Source organism: Ruegeria sp. CE8, assembly GCF_056537465.1.
Genome location: NZ_JBQFRP010000007.1, coordinates 125,664 through 143,396, shown reverse-complemented (window position 1 = coordinate 143,396; position 17,733 = coordinate 125,664). Strand labels below are relative to the sequence as shown.

Sequence of the window (17,733 nt, the reverse complement as noted above, 5' to 3'; positions counted from 1 at the left end):
GAAGTCTGGCCACAGGTATGGAAAATCGCAGGTTCCATACCTCTAGCCAGTACATATATGAAGTAAATTGTCATAAGAGAAAATAAACGAACTGGGAGACGATAATGGCTTTCGTAAAACTGACTGCGATGACCGCCGGCGCAGCTGCGGGCGTAATTCTGGCCACAACTGCAGTATGGGCAGATGACGTGGCCCGGGCCCAATCTCTGGTTGAAAGCTTTTACACCAGCCTGATTGATGAGAAATATGAAGTAGCGATTGATATGTTTCAACCCAATGCCAAAGCGACAAGCGTTTACAACTTTGGAAAGGCATACCCGGAAGAAACGATCACCTACAGTCCCAGGGACCTGAAGCAGTATATCGAAGCCGAGATTCCCGTGGAATATCAGCAGTATTTTGAGGGTTACAAGGAAACCGCTCAGTCCTTTGAAATTCTGGGGGCTCAAAGGGTAGGTGAGGACGTAACCGTAACTGGTCGCCTGACCACTGACTATGAAATAAGCGGTTACAAGGGAAAGATTTTCCAGAACGACACCTTTAAAGTGACGTTCCCATCCGAAGGCAACCCGGCCTTCAGCAGTTACCACGGCGTAACGACGTATAAGTAACGCACACGAATCCGTCTGGCGGGAAAAGGTCGGCTCTCGGGCTTAATCCTGCCAGCGGTATTCTTGGTAGTCGGCTGAACCGAAGGGCGATTTCAGTCCACGCGGATAAGCAGTTTCCCGGTATTTTCACCGCGATAGAGCATCGCAATCGCGTCTCGGGCGGCTTCTGCCCCTTCCAGGACATGTTCGTTGGCGGACAGTTTGCCAGACCGGACCCAATCAGCAAGCTGGGCAATAGCCTCGGGAAAGCGCGCTTGATAGTCAAAAGCGATGAAGCCTTGCATTCGCGCTCGGGCCACCAGTAGCTGGCGATGAACGCGCGGACCCAAAGGGATCGGATCCCAATCGCCCAACGCTGCAGTGCCACAGATTGCGATATGCGCGCCATGCGCCAGATGTGTCATCACCGCATCCGAGATCGGGCCGCAGGTATTGTCGAAATAGCAGTTCACGCCATCGGGGCAGGCAGTGCGAATTGCCTCGGCAACGTCCTCCTCCTTGTAGTTGATGGTCTCGTCGTAGCTGAACTTGTTCGTGCAAAGGGCCATCTTTTCGGCGCTGGAGGTAATGCCAACCGTCCGGCATCTCTTGATTTTGGCAATTTGCCCAACCGCAGAGCCAACCGCCCCAGCCGCTGTGGAAACAACGACGGTATCGCCTTCCTTGGCGGCGCACACTTCAAGAAGGCCAAAATACGCCGTCACACCGTTCAAACCCAGAATGCCCAAAGACATGGATGGTGACAGGTCCGTTTCGGTCACTTTGCGATCGACATTTGATCCATCCGAAATCGCGTAGCGGCTCCATCCGAGCATTCCAGACACAAGGTCGCCTTCTGCAAATTCAGCGTTCCGGGATGCAACGACCTCGCCTACGGCAAACCCGCGCATTGCAGCTCCGATCTCGACGGGTGGGAGGTAATTGGGCGCATCATTGGCCCAGCCCCGCTGTGCCGGATCAGCCGACCAATAGGACGTTTTGACCAGTATGCATCCATCCAGCAAATCGGGAACCGGGCTTTCTTGGACCGTGAAATGCTTGGCTTGCGGTATACCTTTCGGGCGGCTCGACAGGATCACACTGCGGTTGGTCAGGTTCGAGGTCATTGTCGTTTCTCCCAAAGGACATGCCGGGTGCTGCTGGTTTTCACCAAAGTGATAGAGCGAGCAGGTCCCGGCGTCCATCTTGCAGAAAGCAGGTTCAGTTGTTTTCGGGATTTCCACTTGATTTGGGGTCTTTGTAACGATTCAGATCCAGCACGCCTGCTTGGATGGGGGCTTGCTGCAAGAACATCGCTGTCACCTGATCGCTTGTTTCCCAAAACTCGGGGCTAGTGCGGCGCAGACCGTAAGTTGCGACAAAATCCACCCACTCTTCCTGCGAACGCACGGATTTCATGGCTGCAACAAATGAGGCCAATTGATCTTGCCGGGTTCTAAAAAAGAAATTCGGATAGCTTCCGATCACACCCGGTAGAATTGTCAGCACGTCGGCTTGTGGATTGCGCCGGTCTTTTTCGTCGAACAGGAACGCCACATTATAATGTGCTTTGTCATGCAGCAGCGAATACAGCGCTGTGGGCCCGTCGTCCATTTCGACTAAAAGCAAAGAAACATCCGGCAGATACCTGACCCAGTCGCCGGTTTGATTTGCCAGCGCGCGCAGGTTTGTATTGATGCCCGCGTCATCAGTCGAACAGTCTGAACCGGTACACCTGTTGATCGAATCCTCGATGGCCCAAAGACTGTTTCCACGGTTTAGCAGCTCCAGAAGAAACTCTTGCTTGGGCGTGTCCGTTGCAAAATCGATGCCCGTTGGGAAACTGTCATCGACGCGCCGCCGGTGCCAATAGGTGTGCAATTCAGCCAGCGCTCCCTCATACCAGGTTTCATGCATCCTTTGCCTAGCGCCTCTGGGCATGAAGTTCAGAAACGTGTCCTCGCTCTCCATACGTAGTTCATCCATGTACAACCGCGTCGAAAGCTGATGCTCGACACGCCCGAACACATCGTAACCCGCCACCAGATCGTAGTAGATGCGCTCGAATACTGGAAAATCGATAACCCAGGCGGTTTCGGGAATGCCGCCGAGGAATCCGGTCATGGCAGAAGCATTGTCGAAGTGACGGAAGACGGTAATCAGCGCTTGGTGGTTGGTGTCATCCCCATCCCAGATCGCGTCATATCCAAACCCGGTCAAATGGGCCGGGCTATTGCGATACCGGTCATCCCGAAACTCCAGGTACTTAACCTGGTTTTCGTGCGACAGCCCCTGCAGGTCACCCAACGCCCGGCCATCAAGGTCGGCTACGGGTAGTTCGAGGAAGGCCGCTCCGTCCGCTAAAAAACTTGGATCGGTAATGGACAGGTCGGCATCTGGATCCAGGAAACTGACCCAGAACCTGTCTTCGATCACGTCAACTGCGGTTTCGCCATGGCAAACGGGTCCACGGATGAAGCTGCGTACAAAAAACAGCGCGTCGTCCAGTAGAAACTGATAACGGCTGCGGGCAGGTATTTGTGCAAATGTGCTGAACGGGTTACCGCCTTCTGCCTCTCCATAGGACGGCAGTGCTGACACCGACCAAGGGGGATCGAGGAACAACTGCTGGTATCGAGCCATCCGGTCCAGCCCGAACTTATAAACCAGATGATCTTTGTGCACGATGGTCTCATTGATCGGTTCCAACCGATAAAAAAATGAACCGGAGCCGGGGTCATCAAACGGGCGGCGTGTCGCGATGATTTCGATCTCTGAACCGGGCGCAGTTGTCGAACGAACAAGTTGGAAGAACAGCCTTGGATCGCCAGTCGGAAAGTGAAGCCGGGCGAGAAACAGGTGTTCGTATACATACCTGCTCATCAACTGGTTTCTTGCGTCGGGATGGTTCAGAAACGCTTCCCATTCAGCAATTTGAACCTGAATGTCCTCAGGTATTTCCAGTGATGAAGACGGCATTGGGGCACCACTACGCGCCCATAACAATAGCGTTTGATATTCGTCGTGGCCCAACGGGGAAGTCGCATAGGGCATTCCAGCCAGAGGATGTGCATTGCGAAAGGCATCAAACTCTTGTGCCGTCGGGCAAACCAAAGGACGATCAATATCAAGACCAAGTTCTGCTGGAACAGGCGCGTTGGCCTGCAATTGGGATTGCCTGCCGAGTTCAAGATAGCTTTCCAACAGGGTTCCGGCCTTGTCGGATTGATCGGAAGACTGCACGATAGGAAAGAACCCTAATTTCCGCCACTCCAGAACTGTCTGAGCGTCGATTCCAAGTCGTGTAGGCTGTGCATCTGTCAACCGCTCGGTATGATAAATGGCCTCTTTACTGGCGCCACGTAGTATCCCGGCAGGAGACGTAAGCTTCAATTGGCAGGGTGCGTCATAACAACTGTGGCACACAACGCATCTGCGGTTGAGGATCGTTTGCACATCGTTCCAGTCACCGCCCTGGGACGAATGCGCATCGGTGGCCGTGCCTTCATTTGGTGGGGTTGAGTTTGATTGAGCGCCCGCCAGTTCGACAGAAAAAAACATAGTTGCTGCCGCCAAGGCATGGATAGGGAAATGTCTGTACCGTCTTGCTCGCGGCATCGATGCCTCTCCATCTGAATGGATTAACTGCGCGAACCTGCGCGCAAACCGTGAAGTCCTTAATTTGTTACATTACTGTTTTTTCTGCGACTTGTCGTTCTTTCCGATATCTTCGGTTTAGACGTTGCAGAGGTTGTTTGACGCAGTTTCATATGCGGTATGGAAGATGTATTCAGGGTCCACACTACCCTATAGAGCATTGAACTCGGGAATTCCGGTTATGGACATGTCATGGATTGATAAATTCAAAGGGCTAAGCCAGTTGCCCTCTGACATCCGCGATGAGTTGGAAAAAGGCAGCCAGGTCGTCAGTGTTCCGGCAGGTACGCAAGTGTTTGCGCCCGGTCAAACGGCAGACAACCTGCTTTTGTTGCTGGAAGGTACGATCCGCGTGCAGCAGAAATCGGATACCGGGCGAGAAGTCTTTTTGTATCGCGTGCACGCGGGCGAAAGCTGCGTGCTGACCACGGCCTGTATGCTTGCTTTCGAAGACTACTCAGCCGATGGCATAGCCGAAACGGACGTGCGCGCGGTCGCTATTCCAAGATCGACATTTGATGAGCTTGTGGCAAAGTCACCGGTCTTTCGTGCTTTCGTCTTCACAGCCTATTCGCGGCGAATTTCCGACCTGTTTTCGTTGATTGATGACCTCGTGTTCCGCCGCATGGACGTCCGGCTTGCATCGCGCCTGCTGGAGCTTTCCGATGAGGACAATATTGTACGTGCAACCCACGCTGTGCTCGGTACCGAACTCGGTACGGCAAGAGAGGTGGTTTCCCGAACCCTGTCCGAATTCCACCGTCGGGGTTGGATCGAACAGTCACGTGGTGAAGTTCATCTGACTGATCGCGCCGGGCTTGAACAACTCGTCAGGTCGTCCGGCGTGCACCTCTGATTTGCAAAAAAAACGCAAGTTTGGTGACCATGTCACCAAAGGTTCGGAATCGGTTATGCCAATAAAGCTCCATCAAATCGTGATGGAGTGAAACGTGACGACCAATATGGGGAAATTCGACCGGGCAGCGCGTATTGCCGCTGCAGGGGTTCTGCTGTTTGTGGCCTTCGGTACGACGCTGACGGGATCTGCTGTTGTGTTCTGGGGCGCACTGATCGTCGCGGCCATTTTTTTCGTTACTGCACTGGTGGGCAATTGCCCGATCTATAGTGCCATTGGCCTGAAAACCTGCAGGAAGTGCGGATGACCGGGACAGAGTTCACACCCTTCGCTTCGCTGGCTGGCGGTATCCTGATCGGTGTCGCCTCGACCTTGCTGATGCTTGTTCTGGGTCGCGTGATGGGCGCCACTGGCATTTTGGCCGGGTTGATCCAACCCGCGTCCGGTCAAGAATTTGGCTGGCGTGCAGCGCTTGTCGCAGGGATGGTTTCGGGTCCTGCTGTCACTTGGCTGGCTACTGGTGATATGCCCGCGGTCGACGTGCCCGTTTCAACTGCTGCCCTGCTGATCGGAGGCCTGATCGTCGGCGTCGGTGTGACCTTCGGCGCGGGCTGCACCTCGGGTCACGGCGTGTGCGGAATGGCCCGGCTCAGCCCTCGATCCATAATCGCAACTCTGACCTTTATGGCCTTTACCTTCGCCACTGTTTTTGTGGTTCGACATGTGATCGGAGCCTGATCCATGAAACTGATAATCACCTATCTGATCGGCTTGATCTTTGGTGTCGGAATTTCTGTGTCTGGCATGATAAACCCTGCTAAGGTACTGAACTTCTTTGATCTTGCGGGAACGTGGGACCCGTCCCTTATCTTTGTAATGGGTGGAGCACTGGTCACAACGTTCGTCGGCTACAAGCTGGTGTTTGGGCGCGCGGCACCTGTTTTTGCGACCAGCTTCAGCCTGCCCACCTCGCGCGACATAGACTTAAAACTTGTCGGCGGTGCCGCGCTGTTCGGCATCGGGTGGGGACTGTCCGGGTTCTGCCCCGGAGGCGCAATACCCGCGCTCGGAACCGGAAACTGGCAGGTGTTTGCCTTCCTGGCGACCCTGATCGTGGGGATATTCGTGGCCAAATTTATTCAATCTGTAGCGGCGAACCGCGCCCGGGCCACGACCTGACCGATCACCGGAGGAGAAACTCGACATGACTGACTATCCCGTCAATCTCGGCACAAAGCCAATCGTTCAGGCCTTTTTTGACGAGGCCACCAACACCATCAGTTACATCGTTAAAGACCCGACATCATTGGCCTGCGCGATTGTCGATAGCGTCATGGATATTGATTACTCGGCTGGGCGGATCACTTACGATCACGCGGACGAACTGATCCGGCAGATTCAGGATCAGGGTCTGAAGCTTGAGTGGATTATCGAAACTCATGTCCACGCGGACCATCTGTCGGCCGCGCCCTACATTCAGGAAAAGCTGGGCGGCAAGATAGGTATCGGTTCAAACATTCTGGTGGTGCAGGACACCTTCGGCAAAGTCTTCAATGAAGGCACCGAGTTCCAGCGGGACGGATCGCAATTCGATGCCCTGTTCGAAGATGGCGACACCTACACGGTCGGCAATATGCAGGCGGTTGCCATGTATACGCCGGGCCATACCCCGGCCTGCATGGTGCATGTGATGGGCGATGCGGCTTTCGTCGGCGATACGTTGTTCATGCCTGATGGTGGGTCGGCCCGGGCCGACTTCCCCGGTGGCGACGCTGGAGTTCTGTACGACTCGATTCAAAAAGTTCTCGCCCTGCCGGATGAGACCCGCCTGTTCATGTGTCATGACTACGGACCAAACGGTCGCGACATTGCATGGGAAACCACCGTGGCTGAGGAAAAGGCTTCAAATATTCACGTCGGCGGCGGCAAGACGAAAGAAGAGTTCGTCAAATTCCGGACCGAGCGTGATGCGGTGCTGGACATGCCCAAGCTCATCATTCCATCGCTGCAGGTCAATATGCGCGCCGGAGAGGTGCCAACCGATAGCGATGGAAACCCGATGCTCAAGGTTCCCGTGAACAGCCTTTGAACGGTGGGGGAAGAGAGATGGAACTCAGGAAAATAACACCGCAATTCACGGCGAGCCCGCAAATCTCAATCGCAGATGTTGCAGTTGCCGCCGCCGACGGATACCGCGCCATCCTTTGTAATAGGCCCGATGGTGAGGCCGCCGATCAGCCTTCGTTCGAAGAGATCGAGGCGGCCGCCAAGGCAGCCGGGATCGAGGCCCGCTACGCTCCTATCCAAAGTGGCATGGTGCGCGATGAGGATGTGGCAGCCTTCGGTGCGGCTTTGCAGGATCTGCCCAAGCCGGTGCTGGCCTACTGCCGCACCGGTACCCGGTCGGTCACTTTATGGTCTTTCAACGAGGCACCAACACGCCCTATGGCCGAAATTCTGGCGGCAACCGGTGCTGCGGGCTACGACATGAACGGTGTTGCGCGTCGCATTGCCAATGGTGGAAAAACGCCCACCGATACCGGTGATGCGCATTTCGACGTGGTCATCGTCGGAGGGGGCGCGGGCGGAATTTCGGTCGCTGCAAGCCTACAATCTCGCAAATCCGACCTGAACATCGCGGTCATCGATCCGGCTGACATACACTACTATCAACCCGGCTGGACGATGGTCGGCGGCGGCATCTTTGACGCCCAAACAACTGCACGTACAATGGGCAGCCTGATCCCCAAAGGGGTGCACTGGTTGAAGTCCGCAGTGGCGGCGTTTGAGCCGGGAAATAACGCGGTGATCCTGGATGGATGCCGGGTGGTGAAATATGACCGGCTTGTTGTGTGCCCGGGCCTCAAACTGGATTGGGGTGGTATCAAAGGGCTGGAAGAGACTCTGGGCCGCAATGGCGTCACCTCGAACTACCGTTACGACCTCGCGCCTTACACCTGGCAATTGGTGCAGCAGCTGCGAGGCGGCCGGGCGGTTTTCACGCAACCTCCGATGCCGATCAAGTGCGCTGGCGCGCCTCAAAAGGCGATGTATCTGTCGGGCGACGCGTGGTTCCGCAGCGGCGTTCTCAAGGATATCGATATCCAATTCATGAATGCCGGTGGCGTGTTGTTCGGGGTCAAGGATTACGTCCCGGCGTTGGAAAGCTATGTGCAGAAATACGGGGCAACACTGAATTTCTTCCACAATCTTGTTTCGGTTGATGGTCCTGCCAAAACGGCGCGGTTCGAGGTGAGAAAGCCGGACGCTGATCCGGAATTCGTCGACATCGAGTTTGACATGGTCCATGTCTGTCCGCCTCAAACGGCACCGGACTTTATTCGCGTGTCGCCACTGGCAGACACAGCGGGATGGGTCGACGTGGATCAGGCGACGTTGCGCCATAAAGCTTACGACAATATCTGGTCGCTTGGCGATGTAATGAATGCCCCGAATGCCAAAACGGCGGCGGCCGCGCGCAAACAGGCGCCCACAGTGGCAGACAACATTGTGGCCGACATCGACGGGCGTTCCGCCGTGGCGCAGTATGACGGCTATGGGTCCTGTCCCTTGACCGTCGAGCGCGGCAAGATCGTGTTGGCAGAGTTCGGCTATGGTGGTGCTCTCAAACCCAGCTTTCCGTCCTTTCTGATCGACGGCACCAAACCGTCGCGAACGGCGTGGTTCCTGAAAGAGAGGCTGCTGCCTCCGATCTACTGGAAGGCGATGCTGCGCGGCAAGGAGTGGCTGGCAAAGCCCGAAAAGCTGAAGGTGGCTGCGGACAAGTCATGAAGGCTGCCTTGAACGCGCACAGGGGCGCGGCTGTGCGCCGCTATATCCCCATTCTTGATTGGGGACGCTCCTACACTCGGGCGGCGCTGTCGAACGACCTGATCGCGGCAGTGATCGTGACGATCATGCTGATCCCGCAATCGCTGGCTTATGCGCTTTTGGCAGGATTGCCGCCCGAAGCGGGCCTTTATGCGTCGATTGTGCCGATATTGCTGTATTCCATCTTTGGAACAAGCCGATCTTTGGCGGTCGGTCCGGTGGCGGTGGTGTCACTTTTGACCGCGTCTGCCATCGGGCAGGTGGCCGAACAGGGAACGGCCGGCTATGCGGTTGCCGCGTTGACCCTGGCCTTTTTGTCAGGCGGGTTTCTTGTGCTCATGGGCATATTGCGCTTGGGAATGCTCGCGAATTTCCTCAGCCATCCCGTGATTGCGGGATTCATCACAGCCTCTGGGATCCTTATCGCGACCAGTCAGTTAAAGCACATCCTTGGCATCAGCGCCCATGGGCACACCTTGCCTGAAATGCTAGCGGACATCGTTTCCCACCTGCCTCAGATCAACTGGTTTACCTTCGCGATCGGAGTGTCTGCCACGGCTTTTCTGTTTTGGGGGCGAACCTTTTTGAAGCCGACGTTGAGAAAATTGCAAACACCCCCGTTGCTTGCCGATATCCTCACCAAGGCGGGGCCGGTTGCTGCCGTCGTCGCGACCACAATCTCCGTTTGGGCGTTTGATCTTGCCGACAAGGGCGTCAAGATCGTCGGAGCGGTTCCCCAAAGCCTACCGCCCCTGACGATGCCGGGGCTTTCCATGGACCTGTTGAGCGCATTAATGGTTCCGGCCATTCTGATCTCGGTCATAGGATTTGTCGAAAGCGTGTCCGTGGCGCAAACTTTGGCGGCAAAGAAACGCCAGAGGATAAACCCGGATCAGGAGTTGATCGGCCTAGGTGCCGCCAATCTGGGCGCCGCCTTCACCGGAGGGTATCCGGTCACGGGGGGCTTTGCGCGCTCTGTAGTCAACTTCGACGCTGGAGCCGAAACGCCCGCTGCGGGCGCGTTCACCGCCCTAGGTTTGGCTATCGCGGCCCTGGCCTTGACGCCGCTGGTGTTCTACCTGCCCAACGCGACGCTTGCGGCGACAATCATTGTTGCGGTCCTTGGTCTGGTTGATCTGTCGATCCTGAGAAAGACATGGAACTACTCGCGCGCTGATTTTGCGGCGGTGACGGCGACCATTTTGCTGACTCTTGGAATGGGGGTCGAAGTGGGGGTCGCATCGGGCGTGGCGCTTTCTATCCTGCTACATCTTTACAAGACATCCCGACCACATGTGGCCGAGGTGGGACTGGTGCCGGACACTCAACATTTTAGGAACATCCACCGGCATCAGGTTCTGACGGACCCGACAGTCGTGACTCTGCGCGTCGATGAGAGCCTGTATTTTGTGAACGCTCGGTTTCTCGAGGATCTGGTCCAAAATCGCGTAACTGAAGGCAGCGACGTGCGCGAAGTCGTTCTTATGTTCTCAGCTGTGAATGAGGTGGACTATTCCGCACTGGAAAGTCTTGAGGCCATCAATCTCCGGCTCGTTGAAATGGGCGTTGGCCTGCACTTGTCAGAGGTGAAGGGTCCTGTGATGGACAGGTTGAGGCGGTCGCATTTCATTGATCAGTTGAACGGGCGAGTTTTCCTGTCGCAATACGACGCCTGGATCAGTCTGGTACCATCACCCTCGCCGCATATTGCGGCATAGATTTCAGCTGCGCGCTCCAGCCGATACGGCATTCCAATCCAGACCGAACTTCTGAAGGTATTTGCGCAGGCGATCCGCATCGTTCTGGGTTGACCTCTTTTCCCGCGACACGGCGAACAATGACCGACCTGCCGCACTGAGGCTTGGGGCGGTTTGGCACGTTCGAATAACCTTCGCGAGTTGAACCATGTCAAAGGGATCAATATCGCTGGCGGCAGATCCCAGTTGATCTTTCACCAGCAGGAAGTCCTTGTCCGAAGATGCCGACTGCCAATTCGATTGAAGAGCCGCGATTTCTTCGTCAATCATCGCGCGTGTGATCCGCCCCCTCGGTGCTAGGGTGCACAAGCGTTTCACCAGACCGCTGAAATCGCGAAAGTTCCCGGGCCAGAGCGTTGTCGGGCTGGTCGCGAACTGCAGAAATCTTTCGCGTGCGTCGATGTTGAAGCCGACCTGTGTGCCTAGCACCCGCTCGGACCTTGCCAGTTCAAACAGAAGATTGGCTTCGATATCCTCGCGACGATCACGCAAGGCGGGCAAACGAAACTGCCACATGCTCAGACGGGCCAGCAGGTCTAGGCGAAATTGCCCCTCGGCCGCCAAAGTTTGAAGGTCACGGTTCGCCCCGGCTATGATCTGGAAGCGGCTGGTGGTCTCATGGTCTGACCCAAGCGGGTAGAACCGCCCGGTTTCAATCGCATGTAGCAGCAAAGACTGTTCGGACCAGCCAAGTTCGTCCACCTCATCCAGAAACAAGACGCCGCCGTCGGCTTCACGTAGCAGGCCACTGCGTTCGGTTCCGGCCTGACCCAAATAGCTGCGCCTTTGGCCAAACAATGAGGCGAGCGCATCCGGGCCGTTCAAAGTGGCGCAATTGACATGGACCAGACGGCCTTTAACACGGCGCCTGTCCAGTTTGAGGTTGTAAATCCTTGCGGCCAGCTCGGTCTTACCGGTGCCAGTTTCGCCCAACAACAGGATCGGCTCGTCCGAGTTGCTGGCCACCAGTTCGATCCGATCAATCAGCGCATTGTACTGCGGATTTCGAGTTTGGATGCCGCCTTTCAACTGATCGCTGTACTCGCGCGACAACTGGTCAAACCGTTGTTGCAACGCGTTGTAGCGGCTCAGATCCAGGTCGATGATATCGAATTTGGGCGTACTGTCGTCTGGTCCCGGCGGGCCGGTCTGGATCAGGCGCGCGGGGACATGGCGGCTTTCGGTCAGCAGGAACCAGCAGATTTGCGCCACATGCGTTCCTGTCGTGAGGTGGACGTGGTACTGCTCGCGCTCTTCATCAAAACCGTAACCACGGGCAAAGTCGAACAGCTTGCCGTAGACTTCCTGAAAGTCCCACGGGTCGTCCAAGTCCATACGATGCAGCAGAACTTCGGTTTCGGGCGATGCCTCGGTAATCTCGTTTTTGACCTGATGAGCGAGGCGGTTGAACTTGTGGGCATACAGAAGCTCCAACCGGTGCACGTCAAAATGGTCGTGCGTCGTCAGGCTTAGCGTCGGTTTCCAACGCCGTTTCTTGCCCATGTCCAACTGGGTGCCGAGGAATCCGATAACGATGTTTTTCACTGTGTATAACTGTTTATAAATTACGATACTGTTGTATCGTATGATGGGCGTGCACAAAACTCAATAACGAGAATTCCATATTTAAAACATTGGCTTATGCGAAATTTAGATTTCCCTCGGTATAAACCCTTAGCCATGCCAAAAAGTCCTCATACAAAATGAGGACAAGACAATGGCGAACAAATCCGTGTTTGCATCGATCAAAGGCCGCTTGCTGCCAAAGGCAACTGCCGAGAACACGCACGGGGCGCCGGCCTACGCTTATTCCGATGCCCATGCTCTGGCACAGGTCGCCGTGACCGGCACTTTTGGGGGTATGTTCTATCAGTCGCCACAGGAAGAGCTGGAATACGTTCTGGATGTGGCTGAGGCGGTCGAGCCGAAGTTTCTGGCACAGGCGGCAATCTATGCCCGTCAATGCGGGTACATGAAGGATATGCCCGCCGTGTTGCTGGCTATTCTGGCCCGGCGTGACCCGGTTCTGTTCCGCGCGGCGTTTGGCCGGGTGGTGGATAACGGCAAGATGCTGCGCACCTTTGTGCAAGTCATCCGGTCGGGTCAGACGGGGCGTAAGTCTCTGGGATCGGCACCGAAAGCGATGGTGCAGAACTGGTTGAACACCGCGTCTGACCGGGCGCTGCTGAACGCCAATATCGGGAACGATCCGTCATTGGCGGACGTGATAAAGATGGTGCACCCGAAACCGGCCTCGGCCGAGCGGGAGGCACTGTTTGCCTGGATCGTCGGGCGGCCGTGCAATCTGGCACGGCTGCCACAGGCCCTGCAGGATTGGATCGCGTTTCGCGAAACCGGGAAAGGCCAGGTGCCGGACGTACCGTTTCAGATGCTGACACAACTGGAACTGATGCCGCAGCACTGGGCGCGGATCGCGCGCAAGGGCTCGTGGCAGATGTTGCGGCAGAACCTGAACACGTTCCAGCGTCACGGCGTTTTTGAAGTGGCGAAGAATGTAGATCATGTTGCCGCACTGCTGCGAGATCCGAAGGCGATCGCCAAAGCACGCGCGTTTCCGTACCAGCTGATGGTGGCGGCGCAAAATGTGACGGCGGATATGCCGCGAGAGATCGTGGACGCGTTGCACGATGCGATGGAAATCGCGGCGCAGAACGTGCCGCAGGCCACGGGTCAGGTTGTCGTGTGCCCGGACGTTTCGGGTTCGATGACATGGGCCGTGACCGGGTATCGCCCGGGGGCGACCTCCGCTGTGCGGCACGTGGATGTGGCGGCGCTGGTCGCAGCGTCCTTCCAGCGCGTGAACCGCGGTTGTCAGGTTCTGCCGTTCGACTTCGATGTGCGTGATGTACGTCTGGAGCCGCGCGACACGATCCTGACCAACGCCGAGCGTTTGGCTGCGTTGGCTGGTGGTGGCACGAACTGTTCCGCTCCACTGGCATGGTTGAACAAACGCGGCCGCGCGCCGGATCTGGTGGTGTTCGTGTCCGATAACCAATCCTGGGTTGATGCTCGGAACGGCGGGCAGGGCACGGCGATGTTGAAAGAGTGGGAGGCTATCAAACGCCGCAACCCGAAGGCCAAACTGGTCTGCATCGACATCGCCCCGTACGGGACCACGCAGGCACAGACGTGTTCCGGCGTGTTGAATGTCGGCGGGTTCTCGGATGCGGTTTTTGACCAGATCGCGGCCTTCGCCGACGGTCGAACCGGCCCAGATCATTGGGTCGGTCAGATCGAGAAGATCGAAGTATGAAAACGGTTCAGGCGGAATGCCTGTGGGACTACAGCTTTGAACTCTGTCAGATGTCTCACACATGTTTTGTCCGCCTGACCCAACCAAACTGGAAACATAGAATACCCTTCGGAAATGTGTGGGTCGCGTCACGCCCTGGCGAGATCGCTATGTCGTCTAAAGGATCGCAAGACGCCGTCGCGGTAGTGAACTATGAGAGGAACACAAACTCGGCGAATGCCGGTGGAACTACATTATCAACAGGTCGCGGGTTCGAGTCCCGCCATCGCGCTCGGCGATGTAGCTCAGGTGGATAGAGCAGTTGGCCCTAATGTTTCACCAATCTTTTGTCGCCGGGACACAAACAACATCAGGCAGAATGCCGGTGGGACTACATCGCTGAATCCGATCCGCGCCCGTTAAAGGGCGCTGTCTCATCATTCCTTGTCTGCCTGACCCGAAACGAAAGGAACACCCCGGCGAATGCCGAAGGAACTACATGGCTCTCAAAACCGGGATAGGTCGAGTGGGTTCAACTCCCCTCCGTGCCGGCGCCCAGACGGCAAACGCATCTGCCCATTCAGATGCGGGGCGGACCTCCCAATTGTTTCTTCACCCTTTGTCGCCGGGGCCGTTTAAACCCGCAGGGCGAATGCCCGCAGACCTACAGGTAGACGCACCCGAGAGGGTGGCGTGGGTAACCATGTCGTGCTGGTTCAAGTCTAGCCCGGAGCGATCCGGTGGCGGAAAAAATGGTTTGCGAACACCTTGTCGCCCGATCAGGTTGGGAACGTAAGCGAGTAATGATGATGGAAAAAAAGACATTCGATCCCGTGACCGGGGAGCATCTGAAAGATTGGGGTCACCGCCCGGGAAAGCAATTTCCAGCCCTGCTGGCGCGTGCAAATGAAATGCGGGCCGAAGGGTTTGGGCTGGTGCGCATCCGGCAGGAACTGGAGGGTGAAATCCCTCCGATCCTGCCAACGATGGAATTGCGCGCACCCGGAGAGATGGCATTTCACGAAAACATTGACGCCTCTGATCCGGATGAAGAGGACAACGTTGCAAAAGTGCGCGAGACGATGACCGCCCTGATGAGGACACCAACAGTTGAGGCTGGCGCGATCATGCCCGATGCCTGCCCTGCAGGGCCCGTCGGCACGATCCCGGTGGGCGGTGTGGCAGCTGCGCGCAACGCGATCCATCCGGGGATGCACTCGGCCGATATCTGCTGTTCGGTGATGATGACCGATTTGGGGGATGCCGATCCCAAGGCGGTTCTGGATGCCGCGCAGTCAGTGACGCATTTCGGGCCGGGCGGACGCCCGCAGGGTCAGCGGTTCACGATCTCGCTGAAACTGCTGGATGCGTTCCGTGAGAACCCGTTTCTGGACAACCCGAAATCCCTGCGCATGGCGCAGGAGCATATGGGTACGCAAGGTGACGGGAACCATTTCCTGTTCGTGGGCCGCTCTCGCAAGACCGGGCGGACGGCCATTGTGACGCATCACGGATCGCGTGGTCCGGGGGCGGTTCTGTACAAGAACGGCATGGCTGTGGCCGAGCGGTTTCGAAAAAAACTGTCTCCGATGACCGCCAAACAGAACGCTTGGATTCCTGCGGATACCGAGGAGGGGCGGGATTACTGGGAAGCGCTGCAGCTGATCCGCAAGTGGACCAAGGCCAACCATAACGCGATCCATCAGGCCACGGTCGAGGCCGCGCGCGTTGGAGATGTTGGGGAACGGCTCTGGAATGAGCATAACTTTGTGTTCAAGCGGGGTGATCTGTACTTCCACGGTAAGGGCGCGACACCTGCCTGGGGTGACTATGCCGCCGACGCCACAGGGTTGACGCTGATCCCTCTGAACATGTCCGAGCCGGTACTGGTCGTGCGTGGCAAGGATGCGGGTCACGGCCTGGGGTTCAGTCCGCATGGCGCGGGGCGGAACTTTTCCCGCTCAGAGCACAAGCGGCGAATGGGATCGGTGACGCCTCAGCAGATGCTAATGGCGGAAACCGACGGGCTGGATATCAGGTTCCACGCCGGCGGGGTGGATGCGTCCGAACTTCCGTCCAGCTACAAAAGCGCTGACAGCGTCGTGGCGCAGATTAAGTCTTATGATCTGGCTGAGATCGAAGACTATATAGATCCCTACGGCTGCATCATGGCCGGCGACGTCCCACCTTTCTGGAAGAACAAAAGGAAGGGTCGGAGGTAGAGTGTAATCGGCTGGAGCTCAGCCGGTTAACCAGATTCCGGTTATGCCGAGCAGGCGTGTCTCGACGGTGCCGTTCGGCAACTTTGCGTGGATAACCGTTTGATCCGCATCAGAAGGAGCAAGTCAGTCCTAGTTAGAAATTGAGCGCTAGTCGTAAGCTTTACAGAGCCGGTACTTGTGGTGGTGTTGTCTTCGCAATTTGCGAAAACGGTAGGGGTGTTTTACCGAGTTGTTATCACCTCGGTCGCAACATGGCCGGTTGACAATTGCGCTGCGGCTACCAACCCGAGAAACAATACCGATACGACGGCTGCCTTGTTCCCACCCCGCTTTACAATTCGACTGATCGACAGGTCACGCGACATCGCGCACCGTTTTTGCGCTCCGAAATAAAAGGTTGCTCGTTAACGTTCTAAATTGATTGGCCATCAAAAAAGCGGATGCAACCAAGGCAGATGATGAAATCTGTTTGTTCCACTGGAAAACTATTTCCCGGGAAAGGCTAATCGCGTTCAAAGTCAATGATTGGGGTGTTTTGGCGGACGTTTGCCGTCCGCCTGAGAACAAAGTCGTGTTTTGGGATCAGGCCGTTGTGCCTTTGATGCGGATTGCCGATCCCAGGCTGCCGGCACACAGGCCGACAACAACTGCGATCAACAACTCGATTGTTTGCACGTTGGCAAAAGACCCATGGGCAAAGATCAAAGTTTCGGCAACTCCGACCAATCCGCCCATCAGGGCGCCCAGCCAGACGCGACGTGTCATCATTCCCAGCGCCAGTCCAAGGATGCCCGGCAGGCTTATGACGTTTGCTCCGATAGTTCCCAGTATTTCCAGCATTTCTTGTCCCTCTTTCAGTCTGCCCGAGTGGTCAGGAATGACCGGATGTCATCGCCATTGGAGGCGGTCTGGTGTTGCAGTGTGCCGGAGGATTTGCCAGCCAGGGTCTCGGTAACTTCCTGATACCGCTCTTGATATCCTGGTGGCAGGCTGTGCGCGATGCCCTGATGGCAGTCGATGCAGGTCATGTTTTCGTCAATGGCGCGCTGGTGTTCCGAGGCGGCTCGCGTCTCTTGCAGCGTGAAATCCATGTAGTCGAAGTTATGACAGTTCCGGCATTCGCGGCTGTCCGACGCCTTCATTTTCTTCCAAACGGCGGTCGCCATACTCAGGCGGTGTTCTTCGTATTTTTCGGGTGTGCTGATGGTGCCGGCAAGCTCGTGATACACGTCCTTGACCGCCATGATCTTGGCTTTGATCTTGTGGTTCCACTCATGCGGAACGTGACAATCGGAACAGATCGCACGCACACCAGAGTGGTTGTTGTAGTGAATCGTCTCACGATATTCGCCCAGGTTGGTTTCCATCGTGTGACAGGAAACGCAGAATTCCTCGGTGTTGGTCAGTTCGAGCGTCCAGTGAAACCCGCCCCAGAACAGGATCCCGGCCAGAAAACCTGCCAACAGCAGGAACCCTGAACTGAACATGACCGCAGGTGTCCAGATTGCATTCCAGATGCGGCCGATCCAACCGCGATTTTCAGGAGAGTCCGCCATTTTGGTGCTCC

The 17,733-nt window shown here is 56.4% G+C and carries 15 protein-coding genes; 10 read left to right on the top strand and 5 right to left on the bottom strand.

The window, feature by feature from the left end; translation table 11 throughout:
• Positions 1-104: 104 nt before the first annotated feature.
• Positions 105-611, top strand: a complete 507-nt coding sequence (locus ACR0AA_RS13415) for a hypothetical protein (protein ID WP_480664569.1) — start codon at positions 105-107, stop codon at positions 609-611.
• 92 nt (positions 612-703) lie between these two features.
• Here the strand turns inward: ACR0AA_RS13415 and ACR0AA_RS13410 are convergent, their stop codons facing one another.
• Positions 704-1,717 carry an NADP-dependent oxidoreductase gene (locus ACR0AA_RS13410; protein WP_480664568.1) on the bottom strand — a complete coding sequence of 338 codons (1,014 nt, stop codon included), beginning with the start codon at positions 1,715-1,717 and terminating at the stop codon, positions 704-706.
• Positions 1,718-1,811: 94 nt separating this feature from the next.
• Positions 1,812-4,151, bottom strand: coding sequence for a fatty acid cis/trans isomerase (locus ACR0AA_RS13405; protein ID WP_480756219.1), 2,340 nt, complete (start codon positions 4,149-4,151; stop codon positions 1,812-1,814).
• Between the two features lie 277 nt (positions 4,152-4,428).
• Here ACR0AA_RS13405 and ACR0AA_RS13400 point away from each other — a divergent pair, with 277 nt between their 5' ends.
• The 7 genes from ACR0AA_RS13400 (at position 4,429) to ACR0AA_RS13370 (ending at position 10,652) form a co-directional block, all read left to right on the top strand.
• Complete coding sequence (locus tag ACR0AA_RS13400) at positions 4,429-5,103, top strand: Crp/Fnr family transcriptional regulator (RefSeq protein WP_480664566.1); 675 nt, start codon at positions 4,429-4,431, stop codon at positions 5,101-5,103.
• Between the two features lie 94 nt (positions 5,104-5,197).
• Complete coding sequence (locus tag ACR0AA_RS13395; RefSeq protein WP_480756218.1) at positions 5,198-5,410, top strand: YgaP family membrane protein; 213 nt, start codon at positions 5,198-5,200, stop codon at positions 5,408-5,410.
• The gene (locus ACR0AA_RS13390) at positions 5,407-5,841 is read left to right on the top strand and encodes a YeeE/YedE family protein (RefSeq protein WP_480756217.1); all 435 of its coding nucleotides are present in this window, start codon (positions 5,407-5,409) and stop codon (positions 5,839-5,841) included. Before ACR0AA_RS13395 ends, ACR0AA_RS13390 begins: the two co-directional genes overlap by 4 nt.
• 3 nt (positions 5,842-5,844) lie before the next feature.
• Positions 5,845-6,282, top strand: a complete 438-nt coding sequence (locus ACR0AA_RS13385; RefSeq protein ID WP_480756216.1) for a DUF6691 family protein — start codon at positions 5,845-5,847, stop codon at positions 6,280-6,282.
• A 25-nt stretch (positions 6,283-6,307) separates the two neighbouring features.
• Entirely contained in the window at positions 6,308-7,192 is an 885-nt protein-coding gene (locus ACR0AA_RS13380; RefSeq protein WP_480756215.1) for an MBL fold metallo-hydrolase, read from the top strand.
• A 17-nt stretch (positions 7,193-7,209) separates the two neighbouring features.
• Positions 7,210-8,895: a bifunctional protein tyrosine phosphatase family protein/NAD(P)/FAD-dependent oxidoreductase gene (locus tag ACR0AA_RS13375; protein WP_480756214.1), complete on the top strand. Its 1,686-nt coding sequence runs from the start codon at positions 7,210-7,212 to the stop codon at positions 8,893-8,895.
• Positions 8,892-10,652 carry a SulP family inorganic anion transporter gene (locus tag ACR0AA_RS13370; RefSeq protein WP_480664560.1) on the top strand — a complete coding sequence of 587 codons (1,761 nt, stop codon included), beginning with the start codon at positions 8,892-8,894 and terminating at the stop codon, positions 10,650-10,652. The genes ACR0AA_RS13375 and ACR0AA_RS13370 overlap by 4 nt, the downstream gene beginning before the upstream one ends.
• Positions 10,653-10,655: 3 nt before the next feature.
• Here ACR0AA_RS13370 and rtcR read toward each other — a convergent pair whose 3' ends face one another.
• Positions 10,656-12,236 carry an RNA repair transcriptional activator RtcR gene (gene rtcR, locus ACR0AA_RS13365; RefSeq protein WP_480756213.1) on the bottom strand — a complete coding sequence of 527 codons (1,581 nt, stop codon included), beginning with the start codon at positions 12,234-12,236 and terminating at the stop codon, positions 10,656-10,658.
• Between the two features lie 172 nt (positions 12,237-12,408).
• Here rtcR and ACR0AA_RS13360 point away from each other — a divergent pair, with 172 nt between their 5' ends.
• Entirely contained in the window at positions 12,409-13,965 is a 1,557-nt protein-coding gene (locus tag ACR0AA_RS13360) for an RNA-binding protein (RefSeq protein WP_480664558.1), read from the top strand.
• Between the two features lie 719 nt (positions 13,966-14,684).
• Positions 14,685-16,166: an RtcB family protein gene (locus ACR0AA_RS13355; RefSeq protein ID WP_480756212.1), complete on the top strand. Its 1,482-nt coding sequence runs from the start codon at positions 14,685-14,687 to the stop codon at positions 16,164-16,166.
• Positions 16,167-16,748: 582 nt separating this feature from the next.
• Here the strand turns inward: ACR0AA_RS13355 and ACR0AA_RS13350 are convergent.
• Positions 16,749-17,006, bottom strand: coding sequence for a hypothetical protein (locus tag ACR0AA_RS13350; protein WP_480664556.1), 258 nt, complete (start codon positions 17,004-17,006; stop codon positions 16,749-16,751).
• Between the two features lie 14 nt (positions 17,007-17,020).
• Positions 17,021-17,722, bottom strand: coding sequence for a NapC/NirT family cytochrome c (locus tag ACR0AA_RS13345; RefSeq protein WP_480664555.1), 702 nt, complete (start codon positions 17,720-17,722; stop codon positions 17,021-17,023).
• Positions 17,723-17,733: the final 11 nt, after the last annotated feature.